Raw genomic sequence first — 13,772 nt, forward strand, 5'->3', positions numbered from 1 at the left:
TAATAATTAAAAATTTATTGCGAGGAAAAATATGTATATAGCATTCGAAGGAATTGATGGTTCAGGAAAGACAACTATATGCAAGTATATTTCTTCATATTTGAGAAGAAACGGTTATAAAGTCCTTACTGTTGGATTCCCTAGCAATAATGAAATTGGTAAATTAGCTAAAAAAATGTTAAAAGGTGAAATTAAATGGAACGAAATAGCCTTTGAATTACTTATAACTGCTGATATGTTACAATGTAATCACAAAATTAAAAAATTTTTAAAAAATGGAGGAATTGTTTTAAGTGATCGTAGCCCTTATTCAAGTATTGCATATAGGCCACATTTACGCAATTGGATAGAAAAAATACACAAACCTTTAATTAAACCAGATATTGTTATATTTTTAGATGTGAGCGTAGACAATGCATTGAAAAGAATATATAAACATGACAAATATGAAAAAAAGAAATACCTAGAGATAGCAAGAAGAACATATTTACGTCTTTCTAAAGAGTTAAATTTTGTTAAGATCAATGCAAATAAAAATTTTAAAAAAGTATTTTTGGATGTAAAACATATCATTGAAAGTTCAGTGAAAAATAAAAGACTATCACTCAGGCCTTCTCAATAGATATCCCACTGCTATTAATGCAATTAATATTATAACTCCGATTATTCCTGCAAATGGAATTCCTGGCTTTCCAATTCCTTTAGACACTGGTGTAATCTCATATGCTTTACCTGCTGCTCCAGCAGCTTGAGCTGCTCCTCTTGCACCAACTTCACCACCAACTCTACCTGAAGGACCTGAAATTCCTGGTGAAACTCCCCTTGTTGCTGCAGTTCCAATTCCTACTCTTCCTAATGCAGTTGGAGCTCCTAGTTGTGATGGTGCTCCTGGAATTGAAGGTTGTGGTGTAGTTGTTGGAATTCCAGGGATTGAAGGTTGTGGTGTTGTTGGAGCTCCTGGGATAGTTGAGGGAACTAAAACTTTTAAATATTCACTAGCCAAATTAAGTTGTTGAGATGTTAGCTGTACCATTCCACGAGAATAAGCTTGATAAATATATCTACAAATCATTTCAGCTGCGGAAGCATCAAATTTTCTTAAAATATCTCTATTTAAGTAGATAGACACCAATCTATTCCACATATCTTTATTTATAACTTTAACTAGCACATCTGTCGTAAATAAATCTCTAATTTGTAGTGCTACAGATGCATGTCCTGATGGTCCTTCATTTAGTTTTCCTTCGAGCCATTCTGGATTAAGCAAGGTTGTCACTATTGTATCATAATAAGATTCTTTTAAAGTGTTTACACGAGGAATTGCATAAGCAGTCTTTATAATATAACTTTCCATTTCCCTACCTGTTAAATATCTTACAGCGAAATTTATAAGTGCTGAAGCCCTGTAAAGACAAAGGCCTTCACCACTGCTCCTGTATGGCATTATTGCTATACTTGTTTCAACAGTTCTCGTTAATAACTTAAGTAAGTTAGGACTGTGAATACCATCTAAGTCTGCTCCATATACATATGAATAATAATTAGTATACATTTCTGCTAATTCTTTTGGTGTCCAATCATCCTTTGACCAAAGAACACGATCTACTGAAACTCCATGTGGATCTGAACCAGGAGGCAATCCAAATAATCTTGATCTAGCTAATCTTTCTGATAATCTCTCTGATTCTTCTTTTGCCAATCCTGAGGAAATGAACTCATTTAAGAGATCTTGTTTTATTGATAAATAATGTTTTCGTAAAAAGTTGAGAGAAGTTGGTTCATTTAAGCTTACAATTCGTTTTATAGCATTATCTATTACTTTCAGAGCATTTGGAACAAGACTTCTGAAATTGTGTAAATCCAGTATAAGAACATCGATTCTAGGCCTGCCAAGCTCTTCTAACGGTACTATATCAGCTCCAACCAATTTTTCATTTTCATATATGGGTTTCAATCCTATTAATTCAAAGATAATAGCTAAACTAAGTCCTTGAGTTGGTATTAAATCTGAGATATCAATGGCAACTGTTTCTGGATATTTACCATATGTTTCTTTATATCGCTTTAAAAATTCATTTACACATTTTTTAGCGAGTACTATTGCAGCTTTATCTGGTACAGCGTCAGGATCAAATGAATACATATTACGTCCAGTAGGCAATGCATTTAAGTTAGTTATTGGGTCTTTGGCTGGTACAGGATCAATAAATTCTCCATTTAAAGCTTTCAATACAGCGTTAATTTCATTTGAACAAGAGTCAATCAATAATTTTTTTACTTCATCACGATTTCTATGTTCAGGATCATATTCAACTATTACATCTATGAATTTCTCTAAAGTTTTGTTGTCAGGCAACTCACCTAATGTATGAAGTCCAAATGTTGTTAAAGTTTCTTGTAATTCTTTGAGATATTCATACAACTTATCTTTTAGTATAACAAAAGGTGTTTTTTCATTTGCCCCAATTCTATCTTTTAATCCAGGTATTTCATTGATTTTATTCTGGATTAATTTTTCTAATACTTCCATTCTCTCAGTATTATTTAATGACTGAGCAGATTCCCATGATTTTAAAAGTTCAGACAATTCTTTGAATTCTCCAAAAAGTTCAGTTTTTATTAAAGGTGGTGGGAGATATGACAAGGTGATACCATAAGCTCTCCTCTTTATAGGATTAATGACGGATTCCAAAGGATCATCCATTCTAAGCAGATGTATATATGGCAGATAACCTATCAAATTATTTGGCCAATCACTTTCTGTCATGCCACAAGGTCTACCAGGCAACAATTCGAGAGTCCCATGTTGTCCTATACAAACCAATGCATCTGCATGAAACTTATTCCTAATGTAAAGGTAAAATGCTATGAATTGATGAGTTGGTGGTAATGTATTGTTATATAAATTCTGAAGTGATCCTTTCCATTTCCACACAGGATTAGGTCCTAAAAATATTTTACCTAGGATAAATCCAGGAATAACAATTTTATTTTTATATACCATTACATTGCCTGGTGGAGGTCCCCACACAGCCTCTACTTGATCTCTAAGTATTTTTGGAAGTGTATTATACCACTTTAAATATTCTTCTACATCAATTGTTATACAACCATTCTTTATTAATTCTTCAATATATTGAATATTTGTTACATTTTTTGGATTTCTTCCACATCTATTTATCATTTCCATAAGAAATGTAGGTGAAATTGAAACATTTCCTAAATCATATCCTGCTAGCTTCATGGAATTTAATAAATTAGCTAAGCTTTTATATAAGTTTAAACCATTAGTTACAGGCATTTTTTCATCATGTGTATTATCAAAATATACAATTGCTATTTTTTTATCTGAATTATTCTTTTTCCTGAGATTTATCCAAGCTGTAACCCTATCTACCAACTGTTTAATTCCAAATTCGTATGGCATATATTTCTTTTCGGGATACCCTGTATTTTCATCTATATTTGTAATAATGTCTCCTCCAATGAGGATTGGCTCAATACGTCCTTGTACTTCAAAAATACAGAGCCAAAAGTATTCTAAACCTCTTAACCCCATTTTTTTGTTTTTTAAGTATTCATCAAGCGTTGTTTGTGAAAATACAGGTAACGGTCCCAAAACAGGTACATTAAGATCTTTATATAATTTTAAAGTTGCATTATCCGTCCAATATCCAAATTGAAGGCATGCAACAATTATATCCACTAATGGTTTTCCATCTTTCATGAAATATTTTCTTGATGAATTGATTGCATCATTTGTATAAAAGTAAGGTATTACATTAAGGCCTCGAGATTCAAGCTCTCCTATTAGTTTTTTATACACTTCCATGTTGTTAGCTACATAATATCTACCTAATATGGGTACTCCAACCCACGGTTGTCCTTCTTTATATTTTCCAGAACTCTTATACCAAGTTATATATGACTGTAAATCTTGAAAAATAGTCCCATAGGGAGCATCAGGATGATACAGAAAATCACTAGGTGGTGGTACAAATCTTGTTTCATTGAGAGTAATATTTATTACTCCCGCACGTCTTAATATTTCAAGTATGAGTCTTTTCATGTTTTCCTGACTTAACATTGGTGCTGCTATTCCAGCATAAGGTGGTGCTAACAGCTCAATTCCGATATCAGTTCTTGTAACATTTGGCTTCGTTGTCCCTAATACAAAAACTTTTGCACCAGATGGTAGTGAATTAATTATGTTCTGAAAATCTATAGGTGCATCAAGTTCTGTCCCATAGGTTAATCCAGTTACAGGATAACCAGGTCTTGTACATAAAAAGAATATATTAGCATCCTTAATATCCTCTTTAAATTTCATATAAACTGTAGAATTTAAGTTAATCAAATCCATAGTATATATTTTTAATGTGAAATTATAACCTTTAGGCTCTAACTCTTTTTTGTATGTTTCATACATAACTTTGTCAACAGTGCCTACAACACATCCAGTAACCAATACAACCATTTTAGTGTTTTGAAGTTTAGATTGTGTAAGATTTTCCATTTTTATATCTGATGAATTTGTTGAAAGGTTGTTTGCAAATACAAAATTACAACATCCAAATAATAACAAAATTAAAATTCCACAAAGGCAAACTTTCTTGTTTATACCCTTGCCTAGTTTCATAACTTTCACCAAATATGATAACTATTTGAAAAGTTATTATCCATTCTTGTCAAGGGGAAGTTTATAATTTTCCGTTTAAAAGAAAAACATAAATTTTATAAATAAAAAAAACAAAAATTTAAAGTTTAAAGAATTTTTCTGCATTTTTATAAGAAACTTTTGCAATTTCTGAATCATTGAAATCTTTGAGTCGCATTTTATGTACAGTTTTTGGAACTGAAAGAGGATCTGAAGGTGCAGAACTCATGTCAGAGTTTAACATAAATTTGTCAACACCATATTCCTCTAAAATTGTTATAGCCTTATCTATGGTTAATTTACCTGGTTGAATTGTGAGTCCAAGCATGCATTTTCTATCCACAACTTTGTCAACAACTTTATCATCAATATGGTCTATGACAGCTAAAGATTCATCTAAATTTTCGCTTAATAATGACAATATTGTGTCAATTACTTTTTCTTTATTTTTTCTAGGAGTGTGAATAATAACTGGAACTTTTAATTTATCAGCAAGTTTTATTTGTTCTTTAAAAATTTTTAATTCTTCTTTAGATCCTTTTTCAAGCCCTATCTCACCTATTGCCACAACTTTTGGATTATTCAAAATTGAAGGTAATTTATTTATCACTTTTTCATAGTCTGTGGGAATAGCTCTGGGATGTATACCTGCAGCCACATATAAATCAATTCCATTTTCTTGAGCTCTTTTAACATCAAGTTTTTGAAGACGAGAAATATGTTCTAAGGTTACAACAGCGGATTTCATTGGCAATGGATCATGGGCACAGGTTATAGCTTTTTCAATGCCAGAAATTGCCATCATTTCAAAATCTTCGTAAGGTCTTGTATCTGCATGTATATGACTATCAATCATCTTCTCACCTATAAAAACTTTTTACAATAATTTTTTATCTTTTGTTCAAAATATATATTTAAATTTTATGTAATGTATAAATTTAAATGCAAAAAACAAAAATTTTTTTAAGGATGGTAGTATGAAAAAAGAAAAACTTTTAAAATTTCTTTCAAGGATTGGAGTTGATACACGATTTATTACAATTATAGATTCATGTATATATATTAATAATTTAAGGTTTTCAAGATTTTCAAGGAAAAGAGAGAAGATTTTAAAAAAATACTTTCCAGGAATAAAAGTAATTAGATCAAAAATATTTCAAAGGATTTCTACAAGAAGTAAAAATATTTTAAGAGATGAATTAAAACCAAAGGATAGAGTATTAATCATGAAAACAGATAAAATTAGATACACTGCAGCTTATGCAGTCTTAGAACCATACACAAGAAAATATGGAATTAAAATAGTAGAAAAAAATCCAGATTGTATAGTAAATCCACTGACGTTGGATGACATAGTTATTAACGTGTTTAAAAAACTTTTATCAGGAAAAAAATTAAAAATGGAAGTAAAAAAAGATAACAAGAGAGTTATATATCCCCTCTCAAAAGTTCCATATTCTTGGATATGTAAATGGTTAAAAAAAGAATGTAAAATAGAATATCAAGACAAAATGGTAAATAAATTTATGGAGTTTTTCAATACAGTGGTCCCTGATTATAAAGAAAAAATTGCAAGTTCTATACTGGAACTTTCTAAAGTTATTAAAAACTAGGAAAGGAGTTTTAATTCTTTTAGGAATTTTACTTCATTTTTTTCAAAACCTGCAAAGCGTGATATTTCTTCTGACATTTTAGAATTTTGTAGAATAATTTTTAAATATGGTAAAAAGGTGAAAGCAACCTTTTTTGAGACATGTAATCTATTGGCTAATTTCTCTAAAATTGTATCTATTTTTTCTATTTTTTTTCTTGCACTTCTTCTTAACTTGAAGTATGAAGGACCACTATACCTAGTAAATTTCTTATATTTTTTATCTTTAGAAAATGCTACACCTAAAGTCATTAAATTAATTGCATATTTCCAATATCCATAATTTTGTGTTCTTTGAGCCCTTCCTAAATATACATCTGCCTTAGAAATCATGTCATAAGCTTTTTTAATTTCATGAGGCTTTTCATATTCTCTTGGTATATTTTCTGCAATAAATTCTAAAATATAGTTGGGGTCTTCATCCGTACTCCGCACTTTCTGCATGACATGAGACATGCTCTCACTTTTAAGAACAACAATAGATAGTTCAAGTATGTTAGAAAATTCATCTTTTGTTGCCAAATAATCTAAATATTCTGGCTTTATTTCTTTTTCACCTCTTGCTATAGCTTCCAACATATTTATAGCTTGTCTAACATCGCCAGAAGCCTTTTTAGCAATTTCCATAAGCACTGATCTATTAAATTTTATTTTTTCTTTCCTACATATTCTTCCTAACAATGCTACAATTGATCTAGCTGGTGGTCTTCTTAACTTCAAAACTTTGCATTTATTTCTGATCCTAGCAAGATGTCTAGTGTAAATATCATTTGCTGTTAATACTATTGGATGTTTACTAATGTCTATTATTTTTAAAATTGCGCTTGCACCGCCTCTATCTTCTATACTATGAATATTATCCACTTCATCTAACACAATAACTCGTTCATGTTTCCCAAAAAGACTACCTGATTTAGATGATTCCCCCACAATACGCATTAGTATTGAATATGATCTTTTATCACTAGCATTTAAGCTAATACTATCTGAAAACTTATTAGAAATTATTTGGGCTAACGCTGTTTTACCTACTCCAGTAGGACCTACCAACAATAAAGGAGGTTGTGGTTTACCTTCTTTCCAGTCTCTAATCCACTTTCTTACTTCTTCAACTACTTTCCTATTGCCTATAAATTCATCAAAATCTTTTGGATGATATTTTTCAACCCACTTCAAATGATCACCTTAGAGAAAATATTAGACAGGCCGTAATAAACTTGCAAGCAATGATTCTAGCTGTATTCTTGGATTTGCTCCTTCTCTTATCCTGAAATCATATTCACCAATTACATCTACAAATTTCACATATGTTTCTTCATCTACTTCTCCATCAATGGCTAACCTTGAAAATTCTCGATATATTTGATCTATTAAATCTTCTCCACTTACACCATATGATATCATTATTTCTCTCAGCATTTCTCTAGCTTTTAAAAACTCTCCATTTAATGCCTTTACTATCATTTTTCTAACATCTTCTGGTCTAGCCTTTGATACAACATCATATATGTCATCTTCAGTTATAGTTTTATCCAAAGCAGCTGCAGCTTGTAATATGTTGATCGCTTTACGAAGATCTCCTTCAGCAAAATAAACTATTGCATCAAGGGCTTTCTCTTCATAATCTACATTTTCTTTTTCACAAATGTATTTTAGTCTCTTTATAATATCCTTGGATTTAAGAGGTAAGAATCTAAAAACTACACATCTAGACTGAACAGGTTCAATAATTTTGGAAGAATAATTACATGAAAGAATGAAAGTTGCAGTTTCAGCATACATTTCCATTTCTCTTCTTAATGCTTGTTGAGCATCTCTAGTCATATTATCTACTTCATCTAAAAATACAATTCTAAATGGAGCATTAATTGGTCTTAATCTGCAAAAATTTTTTATTTCAGTTCTTACAGTATCTATACCTCTTGCATCAGAAGCATTTAACTCTAAAAAATTTTGTTGCCAATATTCTCCAAGTATTTCTCTGGCAAGTGCAAGTGCCACTGTAGTTTTACCAACGCCAGCAGGCCCTGCAAAAAGCAAATTTGGTAAAGTTTTCTTTTCTACATATTTTTTTAATCTTGAGACAACGTGTTTTTGATTTACAACGTCATCTAATACTTTAGGCCTATATTTTTCTGTCCATATACCTGTCATTATGATCACCAACGGTCATATTCATTTTTGACATATTTTTGGAGTGAAATTATAGATTTTTCAACAGCTTTTGGCGATGGTCCACCCACTATATTTCTCTGTTTTATACATTCAAATGGATCAATGACTTTCTTTAGTTCTTCATCCTTAATGTTTAATTTTTTACCGATTACTTTTTTACTAACTTCATCCAAAATTTTAGAATTAATTTCTGAAGGTTTGATACCTTCATCTATGCATTTACTTACTAATTTTCCAACTATTTTGTGTGCAACCCTGAATGGCAATTTCCTTTTTTTTACAATTAGATCTGCAATATCAGTTGCAACAGAAAAATTAGATTTAGCAAGCTCTATTCCTCTCTTTTTATTTATTTTTATACTTGATAACATTCCTTCCATAATGTCTATAATTTTTTCTATGGTATTAACAGAATTCCAGAGATGAGGAGTCACTTCTTGTAAATCTCTATTGTAACTATGTGGCAATGCTTTTAAAATACTCATAACAGACATTAAATCCCCATATAAATTAGAAGATTTTGCCCTTATAATTTCAGCTACATCAGGATTCTTTTTTTGAGGCATTATTGATGATGTAGAACAAAATTCATCGCCAATTTCAATTAATCCAAATTCATAGGTACTCCAAAGAATTAATTCTTCACATATTCTACTTATGTTTGTAGCTAGCATGGCTAAATCAAAAATTGTTTCGGCAATAAAATCTCGTGAACTTACAGCATCTATTGAATTTTCAAAATAAGATGAAAAACCAAGAATTTTTGTTGTAGTTTTTCTATTTATTGGAAATGTAGTGGTTGTCATAGCAGCTGATCCTAGTGGATTTATATCTATTCTTTTATAAGTATCTTTTAATCTTTCATAATCTCTTTTTAGCGAATTTGCATATGCCAACAAATAATGTGCAAAAGTAGTTGGTTGTGCATGTTGCAGATGTGTATATCCCACCATCACAGTTTCTTTATGTTTTGATGCTAATTTTGAAATCTTGTAAATTAGATTAAGTAATTTCTTACATAATTTTTCAATTTTGGATTTCAGTGCCAACCTAAGATCTGTAACCACTTGATCGTTCCTTGATTTCCCAATATGCATGAAACCTGCTTCTTCACCAATTTTAGAGGTCACATAATTTTCTATTGCCATGTGAATATCTTCTAATGATGGATCTAAATCTAAAGCTTTTATTCCTTTTTTTTTCAATTCTTTTAAAGTTTTTATTATTTTATTTGCAATCTCAACATCTATTATATTTTCTTCTGCCAACATTTGTACATGTGCAATATTACAGTCAATATCAGCTTCAAATATATAACGATCAAAATCTAAAGATGACAAAAATTTTGCAACATCTTTTTTCATGTCTTTTTTTAATCTGCTCCTAATATCCAATCTTTTTCACCTTTTTCTTTTCCACTTAGTATATCCACATTTACCACATGCGTATCTGTCACCATGGTCTGCCATAAACACACCACTTGAACATCGTGGACAAAATGGATTTTTGCGTATTATTTTGTCACCTTTTATTTCATATAATTTGTATTTAGCCATTTTTATTCACCTTCTTTAGCTTTACTTTCTCCAATTTTATTTTTCCTTATTATATGTTCTTGCTCTATTTCCTCTAAACTTTCTTTTGAATCATATATTTTAGCATATCCTACACATCTTCCTTCCCCATATCTTGGCTCGAGAGTATCTATCACTATCAATTCCTTATTAACATCCAATATACTACTCAATTTGTCTCTTACATCAACTCTTTTAGGTGTAGGTTCTCCTGAATGCAAACATTCAAATTTTATTTCTTTTCTTTTTAGTAGTTCGTTCCTTTTTTCTTCAGTTATATTTATTTCCATGCTCTCTCACCTCTTTGAATTCTTTAATAATTTTTTTTGCTTTGTTTTTGGATTTATCAGCGTCAACGACTACTACTCCCTCATTTGGTTGACCATACAAAATTAAAGCTTTACTGGAAAATAAAATTGCTGGCAAAACTGCTAAGTCTTCCTCACCAGATACATTTATTATTGTTTTTTCTTTTGATTTTAAAGCCTTTTTTATAGCGTTCATCAATGATTCAGTTATCGTACCTGGCGGATTACTAACATTCAATATTTTTGATTTATATTCTATTCTATAATAAGATTTTTTTCTCTGTATTTTTCTGTCTATTATAGCTACATCAGGATATATACCTCTATCTACAAGATTTTTAGTAGTTTCATCGCCAACAGAAATTATTTTGTATTCATTTGGTGGAAAATTTTTTATATCATCAATTGATTTATACAATTTTCCAAAGGGTTTTTTTAATTTTTTTCTTAATTTTTTTGGCAATATAAGCACTATCTAACCCTCAAAGCATATTCTCCAGGCAAATTAATGTTCAATTCTTTTGCCATCCTTGATTTATTAGGATCTATAACTATAAGTAATCCACTCCAATTTTCTGAGGTTGGAGCTTTACATACTGGGCACTGATCTTCAGATGTTATTCGTTTGCATTTTGTACAGGCTTTTTCTATCATTTTTTATTCTCCTTTTTTTCTTTCTTTTTCTTCTCTTTTTTCTTCTCTTCTTCAATCCATTCAAGTTTTCCTAATCCTGGTTGTCTCATTGTTAATCCAATATTAACTTTGAGAGGTAATTGTTTTGTACTTATTGCGACTATTCGTGCTCTTACTTTATCCCCTTCTTTTAACACTCTCTTAGTTTCTTTTCCTACCAAAATACAATTTTTTGGATCATAATCAATATAATCGTCAGTTATTTGAGATATATGGACTAGTCCATCTACAGGGCCTATTCTAACGAAAGCTCCAAATTCTGTAATTTCAATAACTTCCCCTTCAATAATTTCATGTAATTCAGGCTTAAAAAACAGTGCATTGAATGTTACATCATAATATGCTGCGCCATCTCCTATTATTACTTTACCAACGCCTATATCTTCTATATTTTTTATAGCTATCATGAACCCAAGTTTTTTGTCAAAAGTTCCAACTAAGGATTGTGTTAATATATCCATAACAACTTCTTCTAAAGGTTCTTCAAATCGTGATGGAGGTACTCTAACAGTATTAACCAGCTTAGTTAAATAGTACAAAGTGACACCTCATCCAAACTTCTTTTTATAAAGCTCTATAGAATGAATTATAGCTTTATGTGCGTATTTAACGTCTTTCCAACCCTTTACTTCAGTTTTCTTTCCTTCTAAACGTTTATATTCTGAAAAGAAATGAGCTATTTCATCTAGAATATGGGAAGGTATTTCATCAATATTTTTTATCTCTTTGTATCTTGGATCCTCTACAGGTACAGCGAGTATTTTATCATCTTGTTTACCTTTATCTATCATTTCCATCATTCCGATAGGCCTTGCTTCTATAATACAGCCAGGAAATGTAGGTTCTTCCATCATTACAAGTATATCTAGTGGATCACCGTCGTCATATAAAGTTTGTGGTATTATACCATAATCAGCTGGATACATAAAAGGAGAATAAAGTACTCTATCTAAACTAAAAGCTCCTAATTCTTTATTATATTCATATTTATTTCTAGAACCTTTTGGGATCTCTATTACAGCATAAACAATTTCAGGTGCTGAAGGACCTGGTTTTATATCTTTCCAAAGATCTACCATTTTACTCACCCCTCATCTAATGTAACCATCTATATCTAGATATTTTTTCTGTCTTAAATAAATAACAGGTATTCCTTTTTCTCTAGCCCTTTTTCTTAATTTTTTATCATTAGTACATAATATATCAGCTACCCTAAGCAATGCATCGTCTATTGTTTCACCTTTTTTAATATCTTCCTTTGAAATTTCAATTTCTTTTGAATTTTTAATAAGTTTTAATGCAAAATCCGCAGCAATTTTATCTTTGCCTTGTAAATTCTCCCTAACTCTTTTCAATTCTTCCAAAACAAAAAAATGGAACTATTATTTTACAATTAGGAACTAACTTTTTAATTTCTTCTATAATATCAACTTTAAATTGTATTGGTAAAAATAAAAAATTTGTGTCTAAAACAACATTCTTATTTGAGCACACCATATCCTATTAGCCTCCACCTGGCACCCAATCTTCGTGAAATTGCAGCCCTCTGACCAGGTTCAGCGCATACTGGTAATTTTAAGACTACTTCAACTTCATCGCCCTTAATGTGCCTAATGACACCAACTGTTGTCGCAGTTCCTATGTTTATCATTAAAGGTTCGTTCATTTTTAAAGGTTCTACTTTTCTTTCTTCTTCTGTACCAACTACTCTTTTTAGTAAATGCACCTCTAAATTTAAAGTATGTAAAACTTCTGGTAATGTACCAACTTTTCCAGCTACAGACCCTGATAATGAATCAGCCTTTGTTAGTGAAGGATCTAATTTTGTGCCTACTCCTATTAATCCCCCAGGCTTCACTTCGTCCATTGGTTCATTACCAGCAACAAGACTAACAATTTCTGAATATAAACTTTCCCATTTTTTTCTACCTTTTTTCTTAATTTCAATGCCTGGTTTTATTTCTATTTCATCTCCAACCGCCAATCGTCCTTGAATTAATGAACCACCTATTACTCCTCCCTTTAGTTTGTCGGGAGGCGTCCCTGGTTTATTTATATCAAAAGAACGTGCCACAAACATTCTGGCTGGCTTGTTAACAGGTCTTTTTGGTGTTTTAATTGTTTTTTCAATGGCTTCAATCAATACATCTATGTTAGCACCTTGTTGTGCAGATACTGGAATAATAGGTGAATTTTCAGCAACAGTTCCTTTTATAAATTCTTTAATTTCCTTATAATTTTCCAATGCTCTTTCTCTTGACACTGTGTCTATTTTATTTTGAACCACTACAATATCCCTGACACCTATAACATCTAATGCCATTAAATGTTCTTTGGTTTGCGGCTGGGGGCAGGGTTCATTAGCAGCTATTACTAATATTGCTCCATCCATTATTGCTGCACCAGAAAGCATCGTGGCCATTAATGTTTCATGGCCAGGAGCATCGACAAAAGAAACTTTCCTTAATATTTTTGTTTTTGATCCACAATGTTCACAAATTTTTTTCGTGGTATAGCATTTTGGCTCTGGACAATTTGGACATTTTCTAAATATTGCATCAGCATATCCTAAACGTATGGATATTCCTCTTTTAGCTTCCTCACTATGTGTATCTGTCCAAACACCGGATAAAGCTTTAGTTAATGTTGTTTTTCCGTGGTCTACATGACCTACCATTCCTATATTAACTTCTGATTGTAATTTCACAAATTAC

16 protein-coding genes are annotated in these 13,772 nt (G+C 31.0%); 2 read left to right on the forward strand and 14 right to left on the reverse strand.

Features of this window, described 5'->3' with window-relative positions:
* Positions 1–31 precede the first annotated feature (31 nt).
* Entirely contained in the window at positions 32–622 is a 591-nt protein-coding gene (tmk, locus tag ACZ5LY_RS00675; RefSeq protein WP_013413509.1) for a dTMP kinase, read from the forward strand.
* Here tmk and ACZ5LY_RS00680 read toward each other — a convergent pair.
* Both ACZ5LY_RS00680 and ACZ5LY_RS00685 read right to left on the reverse strand, forming a co-directional pair.
* On the reverse strand, positions 602–4,639 hold the full coding sequence (locus ACZ5LY_RS00680; protein ID WP_464577668.1) for a cobaltochelatase subunit CobN: 4,038 nt from the start codon (positions 4,637–4,639) through the stop codon (positions 602–604). The two genes, tmk and ACZ5LY_RS00680, sit on opposite strands and share 21 nt — an antisense overlap.
* Positions 4,640–4,757: 118 nt before the next feature.
* Positions 4,758–5,513 carry a TatD family hydrolase gene (locus ACZ5LY_RS00685; RefSeq protein WP_464577669.1) on the reverse strand — a complete coding sequence of 252 codons (756 nt, stop codon included), beginning with the start codon at positions 5,511–5,513 and terminating at the stop codon, positions 4,758–4,760.
* 121 nt (positions 5,514–5,634) lie between these two features.
* Between ACZ5LY_RS00685 and ACZ5LY_RS00690 the strand changes: the two genes are divergently transcribed.
* A complete protein-coding gene (locus ACZ5LY_RS00690) occupies positions 5,635–6,270 on the forward strand; it encodes a hypothetical protein (protein ID WP_464577670.1) in 636 nt (211 codons plus the stop codon).
* Here ACZ5LY_RS00690 and ACZ5LY_RS00695 read toward each other — a convergent pair.
* Genes ACZ5LY_RS00695 through ACZ5LY_RS00750 form a run of 12 tightly spaced genes read right to left on the reverse strand, consistent with a single transcriptional unit; the run spans position 6,267 to position 13,765 of the window.
* A complete protein-coding gene (locus ACZ5LY_RS00695; protein WP_464577671.1) occupies positions 6,267–7,484 on the reverse strand; it encodes a replication factor C large subunit in 1,218 nt (405 codons plus the stop codon). The genes ACZ5LY_RS00690 and ACZ5LY_RS00695 overlap by 4 nt on opposite strands.
* Before the next feature lie 21 nt (positions 7,485–7,505).
* Positions 7,506–8,462 carry a replication factor C small subunit gene (locus ACZ5LY_RS00700; RefSeq protein WP_464577672.1) on the reverse strand — a complete coding sequence of 319 codons (957 nt, stop codon included), beginning with the start codon at positions 8,460–8,462 and terminating at the stop codon, positions 7,506–7,508.
* 5 nt (positions 8,463–8,467) lie between these two features.
* Positions 8,468–9,877 carry an argininosuccinate lyase gene (gene argH / locus ACZ5LY_RS00705; RefSeq protein ID WP_013413515.1) on the reverse strand — a complete coding sequence of 470 codons (1,410 nt, stop codon included), beginning with the start codon at positions 9,875–9,877 and terminating at the stop codon, positions 8,468–8,470.
* A 6-nt stretch (positions 9,878–9,883) separates the two neighbouring features.
* A complete protein-coding gene (locus ACZ5LY_RS00710) occupies positions 9,884–10,039 on the reverse strand; it encodes a 30S ribosomal protein S27ae (RefSeq protein WP_013413516.1) in 156 nt (51 codons plus the stop codon).
* Positions 10,040–10,041: 2 nt separating this feature from the next.
* Positions 10,042–10,347, reverse strand: coding sequence for a 30S ribosomal protein S24e (locus ACZ5LY_RS00715; RefSeq protein ID WP_013413517.1), 306 nt, complete (start codon positions 10,345–10,347; stop codon positions 10,042–10,044).
* The gene (locus ACZ5LY_RS00720; RefSeq protein WP_464577673.1) at positions 10,328–10,837 is read right to left on the reverse strand and encodes a GTP-dependent dephospho-CoA kinase family protein; all 510 of its coding nucleotides are present in this window, start codon (positions 10,835–10,837) and stop codon (positions 10,328–10,330) included. The genes ACZ5LY_RS00715 and ACZ5LY_RS00720 overlap by 20 nt, the downstream gene beginning before the upstream one ends.
* Positions 10,837–11,019, reverse strand: coding sequence for a transcription elongation factor subunit Spt4 (gene spt4 / locus ACZ5LY_RS00725; protein WP_013413519.1), 183 nt, complete (start codon positions 11,017–11,019; stop codon positions 10,837–10,839). Before spt4 ends, ACZ5LY_RS00720 begins: the two co-directional genes overlap by 1 nt.
* Positions 11,016–11,597, reverse strand: a complete 582-nt coding sequence (locus ACZ5LY_RS00730) for a DNA-directed RNA polymerase (protein ID WP_013413520.1) — start codon at positions 11,595–11,597, stop codon at positions 11,016–11,018. Before ACZ5LY_RS00730 ends, spt4 begins: the two co-directional genes overlap by 4 nt.
* A gap of 9 nt (positions 11,598–11,606) precedes the next feature.
* Positions 11,607–12,137, reverse strand: a complete 531-nt coding sequence (locus ACZ5LY_RS00735; protein ID WP_013413521.1) for an inorganic diphosphatase — start codon at positions 12,135–12,137, stop codon at positions 11,607–11,609.
* Between the two features lie 12 nt (positions 12,138–12,149).
* Entirely contained in the window at positions 12,150–12,413 is a 264-nt protein-coding gene (locus ACZ5LY_RS00740) for a PIN domain-containing protein (protein WP_013413522.1), read from the reverse strand.
* Positions 12,400–12,555 carry a PIN domain-containing protein gene (locus ACZ5LY_RS00745; protein WP_013413523.1) on the reverse strand — a complete coding sequence of 52 codons (156 nt, stop codon included), beginning with the start codon at positions 12,553–12,555 and terminating at the stop codon, positions 12,400–12,402. Before ACZ5LY_RS00745 ends, ACZ5LY_RS00740 begins: the two co-directional genes overlap by 14 nt.
* Positions 12,539–13,765: a translation initiation factor IF-2 subunit gamma gene (locus tag ACZ5LY_RS00750; RefSeq protein ID WP_464577674.1), complete on the reverse strand. Its 1,227-nt coding sequence runs from the start codon at positions 13,763–13,765 to the stop codon at positions 12,539–12,541. Before ACZ5LY_RS00750 ends, ACZ5LY_RS00745 begins: the two co-directional genes overlap by 17 nt.
* Between the last annotated feature and the right edge of the window lie 7 nt (positions 13,766–13,772).

The organism is Methanothermus sociabilis, from assembly GCF_055392295.1.